Annotated in this window: 15 protein-coding genes and 1 pseudogene; 7 read left to right on the top strand and 9 right to left on the bottom strand. The window is 41.0% G+C overall.

Annotated features, from left to right (window positions below):
- The first annotated feature begins 51 nt into the window (after positions 1 to 51).
- On the top strand, positions 52 to 1083 hold the full coding sequence (locus JUE95_RS11035) for an aldose epimerase family protein (protein WP_203651567.1): 1032 nt from the start codon (positions 52 to 54) through the stop codon (positions 1081 to 1083).
- Positions 1084 to 1175: 92 nt separating this feature from the next.
- Here JUE95_RS11035 and JUE95_RS11030 read toward each other — a convergent pair whose 3' ends face one another.
- Both JUE95_RS11030 and JUE95_RS11025 read right to left on the bottom strand, forming a co-directional pair.
- Positions 1176 to 1385: a hypothetical protein gene (locus JUE95_RS11030; RefSeq protein WP_203651565.1), complete on the bottom strand. Its 210-nt coding sequence runs from the start codon at positions 1383 to 1385 to the stop codon at positions 1176 to 1178.
- Positions 1386 to 1677: 292 nt separating this feature from the next.
- A complete protein-coding gene (locus JUE95_RS11025) occupies positions 1678 to 3057 on the bottom strand; it encodes a sugar porter family MFS transporter (protein ID WP_203651563.1) in 1380 nt (459 codons plus the stop codon).
- A 221-nt stretch (positions 3058 to 3278) separates the two neighbouring features.
- Here JUE95_RS11025 and JUE95_RS11020 point away from each other — a divergent pair, with 221 nt between their 5' ends.
- The gene (locus JUE95_RS11020; protein WP_203651562.1) at positions 3279 to 3467 is read left to right on the top strand and encodes a hypothetical protein; all 189 of its coding nucleotides are present in this window, start codon (positions 3279 to 3281) and stop codon (positions 3465 to 3467) included.
- A 303-nt stretch (positions 3468 to 3770) separates the two neighbouring features.
- Here the strand turns inward: JUE95_RS11020 and JUE95_RS11015 are convergent, their stop codons facing one another.
- The 4 genes from JUE95_RS11015 to JUE95_RS11000 form a co-directional block, all read right to left on the bottom strand.
- Positions 3771 to 5147 (bottom strand): glycoside-pentoside-hexuronide (GPH):cation symporter, encoded by a 1377-nt coding sequence (locus JUE95_RS11015; protein ID WP_203651561.1) that lies wholly within the window; start codon positions 5145 to 5147, stop codon positions 3771 to 3773.
- 95 nt (positions 5148 to 5242) lie between these two features.
- On the bottom strand, positions 5243 to 7408 hold the full coding sequence (locus JUE95_RS11010) for a beta-L-arabinofuranosidase domain-containing protein (protein ID WP_203651560.1): 2166 nt from the start codon (positions 7406 to 7408) through the stop codon (positions 5243 to 5245).
- A 386-nt stretch (positions 7409 to 7794) separates the two neighbouring features.
- On the bottom strand, positions 7795 to 8736 hold the full coding sequence (locus tag JUE95_RS11005) for a helix-turn-helix domain-containing protein (RefSeq protein ID WP_203651559.1): 942 nt from the start codon (positions 8734 to 8736) through the stop codon (positions 7795 to 7797).
- Positions 8737 to 8789: 53 nt separating this feature from the next.
- Positions 8790 to 9197 (bottom strand): hypothetical protein, encoded by a 408-nt coding sequence (locus tag JUE95_RS11000; protein ID WP_203651558.1) that lies wholly within the window; start codon positions 9195 to 9197, stop codon positions 8790 to 8792.
- 219 nt (positions 9198 to 9416) lie between these two features.
- Between JUE95_RS11000 and JUE95_RS10995 the strand changes: the two genes are divergently transcribed.
- Complete coding sequence (locus tag JUE95_RS10995) at positions 9417 to 10343, top strand: AraC family transcriptional regulator (RefSeq protein WP_203651557.1); 927 nt, start codon at positions 9417 to 9419, stop codon at positions 10341 to 10343.
- A 62-nt stretch (positions 10344 to 10405) separates the two neighbouring features.
- Here the strand turns inward: JUE95_RS10995 and JUE95_RS12940 are convergent.
- Positions 10406 to 10471 (bottom strand): annotated as a pseudogene (locus JUE95_RS12940) (hypothetical protein); the annotation flags it as partial.
- A 43-nt stretch (positions 10472 to 10514) separates the two neighbouring features.
- Positions 10515 to 11888, bottom strand: coding sequence for a glycoside-pentoside-hexuronide (GPH):cation symporter (locus tag JUE95_RS10990; protein WP_203651556.1), 1374 nt, complete (start codon positions 11886 to 11888; stop codon positions 10515 to 10517).
- 266 nt (positions 11889 to 12154) lie between these two features.
- Here JUE95_RS10990 and JUE95_RS10985 point away from each other — a divergent pair, with 266 nt between their 5' ends.
- Positions 12155 to 13021, top strand: coding sequence for an AraC family transcriptional regulator (locus JUE95_RS10985; RefSeq protein ID WP_203651554.1), 867 nt, complete (start codon positions 12155 to 12157; stop codon positions 13019 to 13021).
- A 101-nt stretch (positions 13022 to 13122) separates the two neighbouring features.
- Positions 13123 to 15483, top strand: a complete 2361-nt coding sequence (locus JUE95_RS10980) for a hypothetical protein (protein ID WP_203651583.1) — start codon at positions 13123 to 13125, stop codon at positions 15481 to 15483.
- A 61-nt stretch (positions 15484 to 15544) separates the two neighbouring features.
- On the opposite strand, the gene JUE95_RS10975 is transcribed toward JUE95_RS10980, so the two are convergent.
- On the bottom strand, positions 15545 to 16489 hold the full coding sequence (locus JUE95_RS10975) for an ArsR/SmtB family transcription factor (protein WP_203651552.1): 945 nt from the start codon (positions 16487 to 16489) through the stop codon (positions 15545 to 15547).
- A gap of 186 nt (positions 16490 to 16675) precedes the next feature.
- On the opposite strand from JUE95_RS10975, the gene JUE95_RS10970 reads away from it, so the two are divergent.
- On the top strand, positions 16676 to 18436 hold the full coding sequence (locus JUE95_RS10970) for a glycoside hydrolase family 2 protein (RefSeq protein ID WP_203651550.1): 1761 nt from the start codon (positions 16676 to 16678) through the stop codon (positions 18434 to 18436).
- 263 nt (positions 18437 to 18699) lie between these two features.
- A partial coding sequence (locus JUE95_RS10965; protein ID WP_235995462.1) for a helix-turn-helix domain-containing protein occupies positions 18700 to 18960 on the top strand: 261 nt, incomplete at its 3' end.

Raw genomic sequence — 18960 nt, 5'->3', positions numbered from 1 at the left:
TCAAAATTATTAATACCCGATTGCCAATAGAAAAAGACAGGAGTGATTATTTTGGAAACATCTCAGGAACTGTTCGACCATTATAATGGACAGGAAGTGACTGCTTTTCACCTGACTAATGACAATGATGTCACCGTTACCGTATTAAGTCAGGGAGGGATTATCCGCGAAATTTTACTGCCAAATAAAGCAGGCAAAAAGCAAAATATCTTGTTAGCTTACCCAGCTACAGCTGATTATTATGCTAATCCATTTTATGTCAACATGATGATTGGAACGGCTGGCGGCCGGATCAAGCAAGGAAAGTTCACCATTAATGGGAAAACAACTCAGGTTGCACCAAACGAAGGTCAAAACACCCTCCACGGCGGTCCAAACGGTTTTCATTCTGTAAACTGGCATGGTGAACTTGCCAGCTCATCGGAGGAAGCAACTTTAACCTTGAAGCATCACTTCCCATCAACCGAAAAGGGTGACTTCCCCGCAATGACGGTTACGACGAAATACACCCTTGGTAACAACAATAAGTTAGTGGTTAACTTTACAGCCGAAAGTGAAGCACCAACTATTTTCAACCCGACTTACCACGTTTACTTTAACCTTAGCGGCGAAAAGAGTATTCGCAGCCAAGTTCTTACTCTCAACAGTCCGCATCATATGGACGTTGATTCTGAAAAGATTCCAACTGGGCGCTTGTTAGACAACCACGATACACCGTTTGATTTTACAAGCCCAACCCAGTTAGGAAAAGCCCTGGATGAAATGCAGGACACCAATGAAAAAGGCTTCGACGACATCTTTGAAGTCATTCCAGATAAGAATGATGACATTGCAAACCTGACTGATCCTCAGTCCAAACGTGAAGTAACGCTTCAGTCAAAACGAAACGGATTAGTTGTCTTCACTGCCAATTCATTTACACCAGATATGAACTTAACGCTTGGTCAAGGTGCCCCATACATGGGGATTGCCCTAGAAGCACAAAATCTCTCTGATGCCACTCGCTTTGAAAACTTTGGCGATACCACACTTCTTCCAGGAGAAACTAAATCGTACGAAATTGGGTATCAGTTTAAATTCTAATTATCCAGCTGACTCATTAACTCACAGTTTTTAGATAAAATAGTCCCCACAGTTAAAGTGCATCACTTAACTGTGGGGACTATTTTCATTTATTAACCTTTAACTTGTTTACGATGCAAAATCAATGAATCTACTAGTGTAACAATGCCTAACACAATCATGGCAATATCCAGCCAAAAGTAGATATTGGTTACCGCCTCATGAATAATTGTTGATCCAGCAGCAATCATCACAACAATTGCGATCCAAAATTCAAAGTCTTTATAAAAATGTGTATTTAATTTTAACTGTTTATTATTCATTGTATAGCTCCTTAATTAAACTGAACGTATTGCGTTTCGCTAAAAAGATTAACATCATTGTGCTTCATTTTTTGTACGGACGCAAGCGTTTTCTTCCGAGTTAATCATCAAGATACACTATCAAATTCTATAGTAGCGGTAATTGGAGCACTTAAATTCATTCGATAATTTTCCAACACCTTGGTTCCTACTTAAAAGATTTCAACAAAAAGAGGACCAACTCATAATGAATTGATCCTCTTGAAAATAACTTCATAGAAACATGGCATTTCAATTTAAAATCATCTTTAAATTAAGCTTGGTGTCCTACTGCCTTAGTTGCGTCAACCGTACCTGCAGCTTTATGAAGATCAAGTTCGATCTCCTCCAATGATTTACCACGGGTTTCAATGAATTCTTTGTGAACGACTATAATAGCGATTCCACAAATGACCGCATAGAATAAGAAGGCGTTGTCTAGTCCCCATGCACTCAACATCATTGGGAAGGTTAGTGAAACAACCATATCTGCTAACCAGTTCGTAGCAGCACAGAGTGAAGTACCTAAACCACGAATATTTAGTGGGAAGACTTCACCAATAAATACCCAGGTAACAGGTGCCCAAGTCGTTGCATAGAAGGCAATGTAAACAGTCAGCGCAATCGCACTAACGATCGCAGCGGCTTTAGAACCATTATCAAACTTCAAAATGGTGTACATAACCAGCAGAGATAGACCCATACCAGCAGCACCAAATTCTAGCATCTTCTTACGGTCAACCTTATCCATCATGAACATAGCCAGAACCGTAACTAAAACGTTAATGGTACCAATACCAATATGTGCCAGTAGGGCAGCAATGACTCCCCAACCAACTTTAGTGAAAATAGTTGGTGCGTAGAAAATAACACTATTACTACCGATAACTTGTTGGAAAAGAGCCACGCCTAAACCAGTGATCAAAGCTGGCCGAACACCCTTACCAAACAGTTCTTTCCAACCACCTGTTGGCATTTTAGCATTTTCTTGAATTTCTTTCAGTGCCTTATCAACGGCTTTAACATCGCCCTTGTTCGTACCCATTAAAACGTTACGAGCATCGTCAACTCGACCAATCTTAGCCAAGAAACGAGGACTTTCTGGCAGGAACAGAGAACCGAAGAATAGGATGGCAGCTGGCAAAGCAGCAAACCCTAACATCCAACGCCAACCAGTGTACATGTGTGCGAAGCTGTAGTTCAAAATGTAAGCAAGCAAAATCCCAATCATAACCATTAATTGGAACATGGTTGCAACGGCACCGTGCATCCGCTTAGGTGCAAGTTCATGCAGGTAAGCTGGAATCAGTGCTGACGTTATCCCAACACCAATACCTAGAATAACTCGGGTAAATAACAATACCCAGAAATCAGGCGCAAAGCCAGAAGTTATCGCACCAATGAAGAAGATAACTGACGCCCAGATCAATAGACGGCGACGACCGTACGTATCCAAAAACTTACTTGTTGCTAAAGCACCAATAATAGCACCAATCAAAACAGAACTAACAACCCAGCCTTGTTGCCAAGGACCTAAGTTAAGCTGTTTTTGAATAAATAGAATTGCTCCTGAAACCGATGCAATATCGTAACCAAAAAGTAGGCCACCAAGTGCACCGAAAGTATAAATGAAGCCGTTCGAAACTTTCTTCAAAACAAAACACCCCTCATATAAATGATATAATAAACAGACGAACGTGCTTTTGTAAACGTTTTATGTAGTCGCTTACATTGATTAGTATAGGGTTTTATACGGATAAGTCAATAGATATCACTATTTATTAGTATAAAAAATCAATTTGTGATAGTATATAAATTGAAATACTAATTTAAGTTGTTTTAATTGTTAATTACGCACTTAGGGAGAGACTATCAATGCAAACGCTATGGTACATATTATCCGGCATTTCTGATTTCATTTTATTGATCTTAGTTTTCGTTTGGGGCTTCGACTTTGCTCGCAAAGACCGTAGCAAAGCTCATAAACATCACTACGGTTTATGGACGCTTTGCTCAATGGTCGCAACATTTGTCTTTATGATGCTGGCAGGATCAGGAAAATAAGCTAAAATTTATCCAATCGTTAACGGATAAATTTGATATTTTCTTATTTATCAGATAAGTAGTTTGCAAATGGTTTCGTTTATGGCTCCATTCAAAAATATTGTAAATAATACGACAGTTGCTGATGCAACTGTCGTTTTTTATTCCTATCTAACTGAAAAACTAGGCGACTTATACCCACCTAATTTCAAGTGGTCATAAGTCGCCTAGTAAATGGAACAGGACTGACTTTCTTATGTGTGTCTTTCTCTCTTAATCTTAACGTCGTGCAAAGCTGAAACAACTTAATTCATAGACAGACAATTAGCCTTCAGCTTCCGCTGCGTGACGCTTTGCCAAATCTGCCTTGATTTGTGGTTCCATCTTTTCGTACTTGAAGTACAAGCACATGATCAACGCAACGATAGCGTAGATGATAACCGGCAAGTAAATGAAAGTAAAGTGAATGGCAGCCAAAGCGTGAGGTGTTTGTGTCTTGTTAGCCACAAAACCTGCAGCAGCCATGATCTTTGAAGGAATAAAGGAACCGAACCCGGAACCTAATTGGATACAGAATGCCGAACCAACGGCGGTTAAGAATCCTGGAGCTCTAATTCCCGTCTTCCATTCCCCGTAGTCAACGGTATCGGCTAACATCCCAAATGGCATAGCGATGGCAGTTGAAGCACCGAAGATACCGATAATCCATGCGGTGATAACTAATGGGAAGTTGTTACCAACCATCCCCATCATGATTTGACCAAAGGCACCGATTGCTAAACCAATAATCATAGTCATCGTCTTGTTGGTGAACTTAACGATGAATGGAATACAGATCGTAGCAACGATTCCTAAGACTTGAAGACCGTTAAAGACTGATGTTAGTTGTTCGTTACCTAAATTGTATTTAGCGTAGTAAACTGAAATTCCGTTACGAGTAGATTGGGCAACCCAGTAAATAACGAACGCAACAACTAAGATATACCATGGGTTGTTACCAACTGTAGCTTTTAATGAATCTTTGAATGGAATTGGCTTTTGAACTGCAATTGTCCGCTCTTTCATACCCTTAAAGGCAAGGACTAATAAAATAATGGCAAGAATACCAAATGCAGTCATCGTCCACATGAACCCAACCTTATCGTCACCTTTACCGAAGAATGCAACTAAAGGTAATGCGAACGTACTCGTGATAAATGAACCAATCGCGCCACCGCACATCCGGAAGGTGTTCGCATTGATCCGTTCCTGACCATTAGTGGTTAAACTAGGCAGAATAGCAGTGATCGGTGTTTGAATCCCAGTGTAAATAACACCAGCAGCTAAAATATAAGTAAAACCAGCGTACCATAATTTAGCTTGACCATGTAAATTAGGCGCTGTAAAGGCAAGGAAAGTTGCCACAGCAAATGGTACCGCTAACCACAGGAAGAACGGTCGGCTTTGGCCCCATTTAGTATGTGTATGGTCAACGATTGAGCCCCAAACTGGTGCACTAATGGCATCAAAGAACCGGGCAACCAACAGAATCAAACCAGCACCGCCAACAGAAATACTGAACACATCAGTGTAAAAATACAAAATGTAACTTGAAATAGTAACGTACAATAGATTCCCCGCCATATCGGTAAAGGAGTATGCTGTTTTCTCCCAAACTGATAACTTGACGTTTGCACTATCAACTTGCGTCTTGTCGTCCATGTTAAAATCTCCTATCTATTATTTTGAAACGGGTTGCAATTAGGCCTTAAATGCCTCACCTCCTTCATGGTTCACGTCAACTTCAACCTGAATCGTTAAGCGGTGGCAACCATCGTTTCGATTTGCTTGATCTTCGCAATATCAAAATTAAGTGATTCATAATCTAGCGGGACCAGCTTCAAATTGAGCTTTTGCTGTCCCTTAGTAACATCCAGTGGTAATGGATAAATGTAGTATGAGTCTTCCGGCCAATCTTCTTTACTCATGGTTTGGGTAAACAAAACCTGGTTTTCATTTTGAATTTGGAAACTATAGATATCACTATCTAAAGCCTGATAAGTGATCTTCAAGTAATTCTTCTTTTCGGGATCAACAGCCAGCGTCCATTGATGGTCAGAATCTTCACCGTCAGTTTGGACATCAATCGATTCCGCGACCGGCTCAGAAGCCACCCGAACATAGACGTTATACGGTGTTTCCGCCGGTATTTCTGGTAGTGATTTGAACAAAATATCGGTGTCTTTCAAGTAGAACTGGTTTTGACCAGGGACCTTGACCAGTTGATCAAGGTACTGTTCTGCCGTCAGCTTTGAGGTTGCCAGGTCTTTCGTTTGAGCAGCTAGCAGAATTGGCCCGTAATAAATTGCAATCCGGTCAAACCGATCAGCCAGTACCTGGTAACGCAATTTAAAATCAAACTGAACTTCAACCATGGACTTTTTCGACCAAACGCGGTCAATTACCGCAAAGCCGTTATCTTCTTGTACCTGAACAGGCTTGCCATCAACCGCAATCGTGGTGTCCTTGCTCCAGCTTGGAATTCTCAAATAAAGTTTAAATTGCTGATCATGATCCGTTGAAACTACGATGTGGGCCGAGTGCTGTTCTGGAAAATGGGCATCCTGCGTAATTTTCACGCCGTTATCCGCAATCTTCAGTACTGAATCAAAGTATTGTGCAACGTAGATATCCTTTTGATTCTGATAGTAAATCCCGTCTACCAACGTTGCGTGCCGTTCAGTCCCGCTACCCACGCAGCACCAGAAACCAGTGCGGTCAAAGTGTTTGACTGAATTAGGCGCCACGCTAAGATTGTAAAGGTATTCGCCGATAGCACTATCATTATTCTGCTGAGCCATAATGGCGTTGACGAAGCGAATCTCATAGTCATTAAGTAACTCAACATCCTTAGTATCAGTGAACAATTCTGAACTTAAATAGTTCAAATCATGACTGCAGCAACTTTCACCGTTTAATTTTGATAGGTGCTTGAAATACATCTGCGGATAGTCATAAAGTTCTGAACCATAATCAGCAGGTGCTGGATAAGCTGAACGTCCTGAAATACCTTTGGTTGGCAGTTCATGGCCATCGTGCATCCAGCGCATGAAGTTCACGACGCCTTTTTTATACTTGTCATCATGAGTCACGTGATACTGTTCAAGCATCCCTTCAGCACAAACCAGTTCAGTGTTGGAATGACAAGAGTAGTAGCCTAGCTTATCCTCGTTATTGATTAACATGTCACGGAACCACTTACGATCAAACTTTTGAGAAAGCTCGAAGGTTTTAACATTCTGATCAATTTCATAAAGTCGTAATAACGTTCTGTGCATGGCACCAAATTCCTGATGAAAAACATAGTGTCCCTTGCCCTGATACCAACGCGTATCAAGCATCGCGTCAATTCGCTCTGGCGAAAGTTTTGCCAACCGTTTTGCAATATAGCCGGTTAAGTTTTCAACTAGGGTCAGTGCGAGTTGGTTATCCGCGTATTCGTAGGCATCCATCAACCCATCCATCAATTTCTGAACGGTGTAGTATGGCACGTAGTGATTACCGTTAAAGCGTAACTGTTCAATATTGTCGAACCGCTTAGACGGTACCGCTGCCAAATAACCCGGATATTCTTCAAAGGTATTAAATTTATCCTGGCATTCTTTAAGTCCATTCACGATTTGATTGATCCGGGTACTCAATTCAGTGGCAAGTTCTTGCTGATCCATATTCGCCAGAATCGGCAAACTCTTAGCTGCACCCGAAAGATAGTGGCCGGTAAAATGACCCCGGAAAAACCAATCGGGTGAGTCCCAAACAGTGAGGGGCGTGGCACCCTTAGTATCCAAACCGGCATTAGCCCGGTAATTATATAAAAGCTGGTCCGGGGTTAATGACAGCATCCAATTAATATTTCGGTAAAACTTATCCGCCAGTTGTGAGCCTGGTAAATAAGCCAATTGATCATACGAAACTGATTTCAAAATTATTCACTCCTTAATCCGTGTGTCTGTAACCGTTTCCATCATTAAGGTTACTAGAAGTATTGAGGCTTTAAAATGTGGAAAGCTAGTTATTTTTTATGCTTTTACACACATCATCCAACCAGATAAAAGGAGCTTAAAACTATCTATAATGCTGATAAATAGGCAGTTAAGTGACGTTTCGGAAATCTAACCTTATATTTTTACAAAATATCACTCGTCTTTTACAGTATTTAATTCAGTACTATCTATCGACCATTCTGTGGTTCTAAAATCCACAATTGATTTACAAAATTCGATTCGCTTGTGTGAGTAATTCTCAGTACAAATAGCAAAAACACCCCCCTGACAAAGCGGTGGGTTTTGTCAGGGGGGTGTTTTTGCTATTAATTTTCTTTTAACAGCTGTTGAGAACCATCAAACTGATAATTGATCAGATGATTGATTCTCTTATCGTTATTGGCATATTTTTCACGATATCGCAGCGGCGAAATACCGTAATGCTGCTTAAACACTGATGAGAAATAGTAGACATTTTGATACCCCACTGCATCCGCGATATCACTAATAGACATGGAAGTGCTTAATAGCCGCTTCACGGCCTCTTCCAATCGATATTGAATCAAAAAAGCATTTGGTGTAATCCCTAAAACCTTTTTCATACTGTGGATAATCGAGTTCGGATGAACGTGGAAAAGCCGGCCCAACTTGGTCACCGTAATTTTTTCATCAAAGTGATCACACAGGTACCGCTGAACCTGACTTGATAGGATCATTGCTTGCGACTGTTCAGGACACGGAATTTGAACCAGCTGCAGTAAATCAATGAACAACTGCTGTGCGCGCCAAAATGATACTGGCGCATGCTCAACCGAATTTTTGAAAATTTTTTTAATTAACGGCAGCACTGAATCCATATTCGTCACTTGACAGTGCTTACTCAAATAAATCGTGACGTCTGGCGTATAGTAATGAAGCGATGGTACGTGGACAACTGAACTTAATTTATGGGCGATATGCTGCTGGGAATAATTACCCAAAACTGAAAAGTGAATCCAGTAATACTCTGTTGTTTGATCCATTGGTTTCCAAGAATAGTGATGATGCATCGGCTGTAAGATAAACATCTCGCCAGCTTTAACCGTATATTGGGTATCGTCTTCAGCAATGTACAATTCACCTTTAACCATAAACATCATAACAAAAAACTGAAAGCCGCTCCGATTAGGGTGTCGTTCACCTGGCTTGAAAATAACGTGACCTCCCTGAACGTATGACGGTAACGGTAAACATGAAATTGAAATGATTTTTTCGCTTTGTTTGACCATTATGTACTTCCCCCTCTTGCGGATTGAGTTTATCCAAAAGGAATCCCGACAAATTACACCTGATTGACTTTCACTGATACGACTTTATAAATTGGGATAATACCCAAAATAACAGTTTGCTTCACGCCATACTGCATCGGCCGTGAATTAAATTTACCCGAGTAGTAGGCAACGCTTGATTTGGCGTTAACTGAGGCTTTTTTATCAAACCCGCCATACTGAAAATTTTTAAACTTGGTTTGCTCTAAATAACGCAACGTGCCCGAATCTTTAGCGACTTGCTTGAAAGTTTTACTATTCTCGCTTTTCAATACTCTTTGCGCCGCCATTTCCGGTCCCTTCAACATCTGAAAAACCGAAATTCCGCCCAAACAAACGCAGACGAGCAATACAATTATTGCAATTCGACGCCGTTTAAGATGCTGTTGCATTCGTACTGCTTGCTTGTTTTGAGTGTTCATCTTATCTACCTCTTTTGTATTGACAACAACTATAAATATGACTTCAAGAAATGATCTTTATACCTAAGTGGCTTGCTAACAATGACGTTAATGTGTTATTTTCTGTCATAATTAAGTAATCTATCTAGCTTTAATTGTAAGCGGTATCTATTCCGTGAAAAACTCACAGTTTCTTACTTTAAGTGGAGAAATTCAATTATTTTTAAGAAGGTGGTTTCATTGACTTTTGCAACTTACGACCTTAATCAGCCTTTACGTTACCTAGGAACTGGCCATTTCACTAGCCATGGCGGTTGGAAGCATAACTATTTCATCCGAAAAAAAGATACCGAACTCATCATCTGTACTAAGGGAACCATCTACTTATTTGTTGACGCCATTGAATACGTTCTTGAAAAAGGAGAGGTTTTAGCTGTCTATCCGGGCGAAATAATCGTCGGCTCTCGGGTCAGTAAAAACGCCTGTGAGTTCGTATGGGTCCATTTCGTTAATCAGGGTGCTCTGACTTTTACCAGCGATTATCCGCTAAATCAGCCACAGGCAACACAGGCGATTATTCCACGGCACTTTAAGTTAGCCCACTTTGAAAAAACGGTCGCTTTACTTGAACAAACGTTAGATATTACGAACTCCCGCTTACCTAGCCGCCTCGCAAAAGACTACTCCGTCTCACTGCTAGTTAGTGAACTGTCCAATGACTACTGGTTTCAAATTCAGAAAACCAATATGCATGAAAACCAGATCAACCAAATCAAAGAATGGATTCGCATCAATCTTTACAAAGACCTCAAAGTTTCCGATATCACGCGCCACTTTCACATTAATCAAAACTACTTTGAACGTCTTTTTAAAGAACAGACCGGTAAAACTGTGAAAGCCTTTATTAATAGCTATAAAATTGATCTTGCTCGCTACTGGTTACTAACCACTGAAATGAGTATTGAGCAGATTTCAGACAAGGCTTACTTTAAAGACTATAAATACTTCTTCCGAATCTTTAAACAATACACTGGAACTACCCCTAAGAAATATCGAAACAGTTTTCGGAATACACACCTTAATAACCCAGAAATCGATCCCGGATTCAGCGTTGGCAAAGCTATTGACGCTCTGGAAAAGGGCTTCGATCCCCTGCAAGTTTACTGATTTTCTACAAAGCAGCCCCTCGCAACTTCTCAAGAAGTCGCAAGGGGCTGTTCTTTTACAACCTAACTTTGTCGTAACCAGACAGACATTTGTCCCTCTTCACGGTTAGCCCATGAATAGTATGGTACTAGTCAATGTAAATTGATCATATCCGCTTAACAACTTTAATGTTTAATCTTCCACAGCGCCTCTGCGTGCCGTTAAGTCAGCCCTTACCTTTGTTTCTTTATTCTCGTATTTAACATAGAACGTCATAATAACGGCGCCGACAATAAAGAAGATTGCGGGTAAGTAACTAATACTAAATTTGATTGCGGATAGCGATGCTACGCTTTGCGCAACACCAGCCTTATAGCCGGCATGGTTTAGAATTACTGAAGGTGCCCAGCCACCAAGACCTGAACCAATTTTAATGGCAAATGAACTGCCAATAGCGGTTAAGAAGCCACTGGCACGAATACCGTTTTTCCATTCCCCATAATCAACTGTATCTGATAACATGGCAAATGGCATGGACACGGCAATCCCAGTTCCAATGGAACCAATACTCCAGGCAATCGCTAAAGCAATCAACGAGTGACCGGTAAATGAAACCACAATTTGTCCCAGAGCTGCTACGGCCATACCCATAATCAGAACATAGGATTTCTTAAATTTTTTAACCAAAAACGGAATTAAAATCATTCCTAATACTTGGAACATTACCAGCGCGTTTAGGATAGACGCAAAACCTTTATTCCCTAAGTTATATTGCGTATAGTAAACCACAACGGACGTCCGGGAAGCATTGCCCAACCAATAAAAGACGAATACCACTACCAAAATAAACCAAGGCCAGTTACTTTTGGCCGCTTTAATTGAATCGATGATCGGCAACGATTTTTGAGAGGTTGTATTAATCTCACGGGTATCAAAAAAGGCGAACAGTAATAGTGCGAAGCCAGCAATTGCAAATACGACAGCCGTATAGCGCCAGCCGGCCATAGCATTGTGACCGCCCAGAGAAGCGACAATTCCAAGGGTAAACGTTGCGGTAATGAAGTAACCCAAGTTACCACCAATCATCCGCGTACTATTCAGTCGAATCCGCTGGTCGGAATCATTAGATAGATTTGGTAAAATGGCTGTAATCGGAGTTGACATACCAGTGTATGAAATACCAAATAGCAAGTAGGTTACTAATGCCCACCAAAATTTTCCAGACGTACTTAATTGCGGTGACCAAAACATCAGTACAAATAATATTGCAAATGGAAAGGCCATCCACAAGAAGTACGGGCGGCTTTGCCCCCATCTGGTGTGGGTATGATCAATGATGAAGCCCCAAACTGGTGCATCAAAGGCGTCCAAGATCCGTGCTGCAAGTAGAATCGTCCCGGCCGCAGCTACGGTCAAGCCAAATACATCCGTGTAATAATACAAAATGAAAGTTGTTACCGTGCAATACAATAAGTTTCCTGCAGCATCGGTACTTGCGTAGGAAAGTAATCGGTGAAATGGAATCCTTTCAGTCGATTTTAGTGCATCCGCAACTTTACTAGTCACAATAAACCCTCCGTCCTAAAGTTAACAAACAATATGATACTTTAATAAAACGCGAAAGCGATTTCATTCACACGTGTGATGATTCAGAAATGAAGTTTTAAAATACCTGACAACACGCTTCCAGACATTAATCTAATGCAATTCTTGATTTTTTTAAATTGAAAAGATAACAGAGAATTTATAAAATCACACACACGGTATTGAAGTATCGCTTGTAAAGTTTATTCTAAAAGTAAACATATTAAAGAAAGTTAGGTGAGCTATTTATGAAAGAATACCTATCCATCTCATGCCTTCCAATTCCCACATTTATCGAAGGCAACCACGTGGTATTCCACAAAGGTGATCTGCATCCCAATCGAACCAATTTACAATACTTTGTGCTAATGTTCATGACAAAGGGATGCCTATACATTGCCGAAGACGGTATCAACTATACCGTCAAAAAGGGTGAAATGTTTATTCTTCAGCCTAAGCACCATCACTATTCCTGGAAACCAATGGATCAGGAAACAACCTACTACTGGCTCCACTTCTATGTATCTGGAGAGTGGCGGCAATCCACTTCACCAATATCGCTGCACCCTGCTATTGAAGTACCAACCCTTCATTTCCGAACCCCAACTTTAACGTTGCACTTACCAAAACATGGTAAGGTTCCTGAGTTTCAAAAAACGATCGATGTGACGCAACTCCTATTTGATGAAAGTACCGACTCACCAGACTTTGGCTTTTGGCGTTCTCAGCAGCTCTTCATCGATGTCCTGCAGTCAATTCAAGTCCATTCCGTTGAGGAAAGTAAGCTAAACTCGTTATCCGCCAGAATCCAGCGCTACCTCCGTGAGAATTTTAATCAGAAGATCACCAATGAGACGCTTTCTCAAATCTTCCATTTTCATCCAAACTATATCTCCCGGGCACTCAAAGATACGATCGGTCTCACGCCAACCGAATTTCTAATTCAGTACCGCATGGAAGAGGCCGAAAAAAGGCTGCTAAATTCTAACCTGACAATATCAGAAATTGCCGAAGATATTGGCTTTCAAAGTGTTTATTATTTTTCAACCTCATTTAAAAAATACACTGGATACGCTCCCAAGAAATACCGCCAGCTTAAAAAATACGTTGTGTGAATTTATATAAAAAACGGTTTGTTAATTGCATTTAAGCAAAAATGAAAGCGTTTATAATTATACTTGAGATTTTATAAAAGCAAACCGAAAGGAATTATATGATGAATTTACGTGACCTATTAGTAGAGCAAAACAGTCGTGGCGCTTTAATCAAACTGCAATTACCAAACGATCCCACGAATATGAATTGGCTGATTGACCCCGCCTATCTAAAATCAGTTGGCTATGAGGATAGTGACAAATTTTTTGGTGAATTTACCGTAACCGTCAACGGACAAACCTATAACAGCATTGACTTTACACCGCAATTAAAGGCTTCAGAGACACACAGCGAAGTCCAGTTTGACATTGCCGGCTTAACTTTTACCTTCGATTATCAGTTAACAAACGCCGGTTTAACTTGGAAAATTAACGTCAAAAACAGCTCAAATGCACCACTGGTACTCGATAATCTGGGGGTTTGGGCAAGCTTAGCTTACGTCATGTTTCGTGACAAAAACGTCAAACGAAACGCCAACCAATCCGCTGCGGTTTTCCCATCAATTTCAAAGAGTTTTACTAAACTAGCAGCTGTGAGAAGAGACCATACCGCACCTAATTTGGGCGTATACCAAACCGATGGCACTGTTCTTTCAGTGGGAACCTATAACGAATACAGCAACCGTTTCTTTGAAAACGTCTCTCCTTCGCTAGACGGCATGCTCTTTCACCAGATTATTCTGGCCGGTGGTTACCCCGAACATAACGGGCCTAAAAACGACTGGATCTATTCTCAAGAAACCATTACTTTGAAGCCAGATGAATCCCGTGATTGGAAATTTAACTTGGCTGCTTTCAAAGACCAAAAAGACTTCTATCAAGTTGGCAAACAGTTTGGTCATCCCCATATTTCATATTTACCGTTAGTGTCTGCTAACGCCCAAGAAATCGTTATTGATCAAGATAGTCTAAAGCATTTAGTGTCAGTAACGGACCGTTGCGCCGTGGATGGTGAGTTGATTGACCAAGATCTCACCAAGTTACTAGACGATAATCAATTGACCTATGATGTGCAATACCTTGGCGAGCACCAAATCATTTTTGAATTTGACGATCATAAAACGGATCAAGTCATTTTTAATAAGATGAGTTCAATCAAGGAATTACTTAGAAATCGTGCGGACTATATTTCGGCTAACTCTTACGCCGGTGCAAGCGGTAAGTACCCTTACAGTTTCGGACCCGTTTCAAATCAGGGTGAATCACTGGGTAAAATGAACTTTGTTCTGCAAGAATGCCTGTTAGACCCGAAAGTTGATGACATCACGTTAAAAATTCAGCAAGTAGAAGAAAGCGCCGTTAAATACGTTCGGCCAAAGTGGTTTGTGGAGGGTGACTTTAAGAAACCTGCCAAACTTTACGGCACCTTTTATCGGGTCATGGATCTGGAGTATATTGCTCACCTGTTCTTCCTACTCTCACAATGTCAGCCAGAACAGCTGAAATTAAACTCACCTAAGGAATATCTGCAATGGGCCGCTACCGTCTTTAACGTCCGTGTCAATCCGGAATTACATGACGATGAACGTGGTAAAGCCGAATCGCAAATGCTGGGTCAGTACTTCCTCTACATTCATGATTTACTCAAGGCCTTGAAGAAAAACGGGTTAGATAACGAGTACGAACAAATTTCGAAGTACTGGGAAGTTGTGACAAACCGGATTGCTGATGACAGCGCTAATCTCTCCGCTGCAATGACTGAACACTTCTTCGATAATGCTGGCTTTGGCCCGGCTGCTGGTGCGCTTGCACTGTCAGGTCACGACAAAGCCGCTAAAATTTACGGTGAATTGTTAAAAGCTAACATTGGCTTTAGCAACGACTTCCGTGCTCAAAGTCCTGATCGCTGGTGGGAAGCACTATCTTACATGATGCATTCTCTTTGGGGCGGTGTCACCGCGGCTTCTGCTCTCATGACCGGGCGTGAATTAGGCGACGCAGATCTAGTCAATGCCGGATACCGGGCAACTGTAGCACTGCTTTACATGTATGATTCCAACGCCACAGCAACTGACCGAATTCTCAGTCCCGGCGAAGCAGCATCAACCTACAGTATTGCTGGTCCTAACCTTAACCGGCCTGATTTATCCAGAAACCGATTTGGACAATCAATCTTTGCTTCAGATGGCGGTATCTTTAAAAAACTCTTCCCCGATGGCTATACCGGTGAAGATGACTGGGACATGGGTGAAGAATTAGTCGCCTATCTCAATGGTTTTGGACAGGAAACGTACGTTTATTCTGACAAAGACCACCGTCCTCACGTGATAAACGGTATCATTACCAGCCAATCCGAATCCGAAATTTCAATTCAAAGTACGGCTCCGTACCCATCACGTTACATCAACCTAGATACCCAGCAAGTCTTTGAAAGTCACGCAACGGAAGTTAAGTTTGATAGGAAACTGAACGCCTTTCATTAAACTAGATAAGTAAAAATGACCTTACCAATAATTTTGGCAAGGTCATTTTTCTATTCCATATCTATTTTACCTTCAAATTCGTCTTTGCCTTATTATACGCAAACCGAATATTAATATCTTGCGGGTAATCGCCAAACTTTCGTCCAAATATATTGAGCCCGCCTTTGGGATATTCCTGAGATGTCGCCAACTTAAACGTCAATGCTTCAGTTGGCTGTGCTAATACGTCTTTCAGAGTTGTTGGCGAAGTACGTTTACCATTAATTGAAGTTCCACGCGCGCTAATGTTGATGGTAACTTGATGACCATATTCGGTGCCTAAATTCCACCATGACGGTGTCAGCAAGCCCTTACGATCACCAAAATCACCTAATAAGGTGGTACCACCTAACGTGTGACCATTCAATTCAAAATCAATCTTCGATGGCCAGTGCATTTTGTACCCTACATACTCGGAACACAATTCCAACGAAAACTCAATACTGGCTAGTCGTTTAAGTTCGATATCAAATAACGGAACATGGTAAGCAAGATACCCCGACGTGAACCACATGAGTTCAATAGCCTCTTTTTTTTCGTAATAAAACGTACCAGGGTTATCAACGAAGCCGATAATTTTATCACCGGTCGTCAGGCCGCAAGGAGCCGAAACCTCAAAATCGTAGAACGCTCCGATAGGCAGCGATTTAGTAACTGAATTACGAATAAAACCGTCCATTACGGGATTAAAGACGAGTACAACATCGTTTCTTTTCAGCATACAAATTTTCAGCTGACCATGGATTCCTTTAGCCATTTTAGATTCCACGATACCATTTTTTTCTAAAATCGAGATATGCTTAGTAATCATCGCCGAAGATAACCCCAGTCGATGGCTTAGATCTTGAATAGATAAGTCATCTCTTTGCAACAACTCAATGATACTGATCCTGGTTTTCGATGATAATGCCTGAAAATATGCTAGCTGACTCGCGTTAACACTCAAATATTTTCTTTCTGGATACATCGCTCACAACATCCTTTTGTTTTGCTACCCCATAATCTAATTGGTTAGATTATAGCATAATCCAATCAGGTAACTCATTTCATAAAATTATCTTCCACATCTTGACACACAAAAAAATAATGTTACCCTTTAGTTAATCAATTCATGAATTGAACAACTATAATGTTAACTAAAGGAGTAACGGAAATGAATCGACTTGATTTTCCTAATCCACAAAAAATCAGAACCAATTGGTTCGATTTGAATGGCAAGTGGGACTTTTATTTAGATAAGAAAAATGAAAGCGCTTCAGGGGGGCCGTTACCACTTAGTTCATTTAACCAAAAGATCGTTGTTCCTTACAGCTACACCTTCAAAAAATCTGGTCTAGCTGTTGATGACTACTATCCAGTAGTTTGGTACCACCGTACCTTTAACCTTGATAAACAACCTGGTAAGCATTATCTGCTGCACTTTGAAGCAGTCGATTATAAATGCGACATTTGGTTAAATGATAATCTGGTCTTTCATCATCAAGGTGGTCATACCCCATTTGAAATTGACGTCACTGACTGGGTGAAAAAAGATAACGACCTCGAGCTTAAGGTTGTTGATACGAATGATCCGACTCAACCAATCGGCAAACAGTCCTGGCACGATGGTAACTTCTTGTGCTGGTATACCCGAACGATTGGTATTTGGCAAAGTGTTTGGCTGGAAGAAACTGGTTCAACCTATCTGACCAACTTCATTTTGAAACCGGATATTCACGATGCTTCCTTAAACATTGACGCTTACGCCAATAACGATGACAGCGCTAAGTTAACGGCTACGGTGAGTTACCAAGGTAGAAAGATCGTTGAAGGCAGCGCTAGTTTTAAAAACGGCCGCGCCCGCTTATCAATGGACGTTAGCGATGAAAAAGCCGCCTTCCGTTTGTACTATTGGACGGTAAATGATCCCCAGCTTTACGATGTGGATTTAAAGGTCACTGACGAGCATGGTGATAGCGATGCTGTTTCCAGCTACTTTGGCATGCGAAACGTTGAGACCGCAAACCGGCGAGTTTATTTAAACCGCGAAGAATTATATATGAAATTGGTTTTGAATCAAGGCTATTATCCAGACGCCGGCCTCACTGGAACAGTCGATGACTTTAAAGGTGATATCGAAAAGTTACAGGCAATGGGCTTCAATGGCAACCGGATTCACGAAAAGATAGAAAGCAACAAGATGCTTTATCTTTGCGACAAACTTGGGTTCATCTGTACCGCAGAGATTCCAAGCACCTTTGAATTTAGTCAGAAGTCGACACAAAACATCGACACTGAACTCAACGCATTCGTTCAAAAGCACATCAACCATCCCGCTGTGTTGGCTTACGTCATCATGAATGAATCTTGGGGTGTTAACGAAATTGCTAATAACACTGCAGAACAAACCTACGTTGATGCAGTTTATTACCGCATCAAGGCCATGGATGATACCCGCCTGATCAGCAGTAACGATGGTTGGGAACAGACCAAAACTGATTTGTGTACCGCCCACGATTACGACACCAATACGGAAGTTATCAAAAAACGCTACGCTGATTTGCAAACGGTTACAAACGGTAGTCCATCACTTTCAAATGGCCGTCGCTTATTCTGCAAGGGTTATGAGGATCAAAAGGTACCCTTCCTGTTAAGTGAATTTGGTGGGATTGCTTACGAAACAGAACATCGCTCCGACTCTTGGGGCTACGGTGATCGGCTTGCCTCAAAGGAAGACGTGTTAAAGACCATGTCAGCACTGATCAAGCAAGTGATGGCCATCGATTTTTGCAGTGGCTTCTGCTACACGCAAGTCAGCGATGTGGAACAGGAAGTTAATGGTCTGCTTGATCACAATCACGATTATAAATTCGACCCGAAAGAGATTCGGGCAATCGTCACATCAGATAGACAATATGGTTTACAAGTAAATTAAAGAGGAGTGAACAGTAACTGTTTTGCTGTAAAAGAATATCAATCTTTGTAAAGTAGTGTTTCTATATTATTATTTCGTATTCTTATAATTCTGGTAAAGATACAACTAGGTTAAAGTCAAGAATTAAATTTTCGTATTAACTGATAGCATATAAGTAGTGATTTATATGAATTTCATTAAAACGCGTTTTGGGATAAATCTATTCCGTATAATATGAGGGACACCTCACCTTGGTGATTAAATTCAATAAGGCGGAATAACTGATGTTACTCACCTATAAAGTCGAAATTAAGCCGACAGAAAAACAGGCCTGGCTGATTGATTGTCATATTGGCGGCAGTCGTTGGGCCTATAACCTGTTTTTGGATATCAACCGGCAGCGTTATGAGTGCGGCTACCACTACATGGGCGCTTATGAGTTCAGCAAGTGGTTTAACCATGAGTACCTTGAAACTAATCCTGATGACAGATGGATCAAAGATTTATATGCCAAATCGGTCAAACAGGCTTTTATTGATGCTGAC

This window comes from Secundilactobacillus yichangensis, assembly GCF_016861565.1.
Classification (GTDB): domain Bacteria; phylum Bacillota; class Bacilli; order Lactobacillales; family Lactobacillaceae; genus Secundilactobacillus; species Secundilactobacillus yichangensis.
The sequence above is the reverse complement of the archived record's forward strand: the minus strand, read 5'-3'. Positions and strand labels throughout refer to the sequence as shown.

What these genes read in the sequence shown, in the direction of transcription:
- JUE95_RS11030 (WP_203651565.1), bottom strand. Translation starts at nt 1,385, where the DNA reads ATGAATAATAAACAGTTAAAATTAAATACACATTTTTATAAAGACTTT.
- JUE95_RS11020 (WP_203651562.1), top strand. Translation starts at nt 3,279, where the DNA reads ATGCAAACGCTATGGTACATATTATCCGGCATTTCTGATTTCATTTTA.
- JUE95_RS11015 (WP_203651561.1), bottom strand. Translation starts at nt 5,147, where the DNA reads ATGGACGACAAGACGCAAGTTGATAGTGCAAACGTCAAGTTATCAGTT.
- JUE95_RS11005 (WP_203651559.1), bottom strand. Translation starts at nt 8,736, where the DNA reads ATGGTCAAACAAAGCGAAAAAATCATTTCAATTTCATGTTTACCGTTA.
- JUE95_RS11000 (WP_203651558.1), bottom strand. Translation starts at nt 9,197, where the DNA reads ATGAACACTCAAAACAAGCAAGCAGTACGAATGCAACAGCATCTTAAA.
- JUE95_RS10985 (WP_203651554.1), top strand. Translation starts at nt 12,155, where the DNA reads ATGAAAGAATACCTATCCATCTCATGCCTTCCAATTCCCACATTTATC.
- JUE95_RS10980 (WP_203651583.1), top strand. Translation starts at nt 13,123, where the DNA reads ATGAATTTACGTGACCTATTAGTAGAGCAAAACAGTCGTGGCGCTTTA.
- JUE95_RS10975 (WP_203651552.1), bottom strand. Translation starts at nt 16,489, where the DNA reads ATGTATCCAGAAAGAAAATATTTGAGTGTTAACGCGAGTCAGCTAGCA.
- JUE95_RS10970 (WP_203651550.1), top strand. Translation starts at nt 16,676, where the DNA reads ATGAATCGACTTGATTTTCCTAATCCACAAAAAATCAGAACCAATTGG.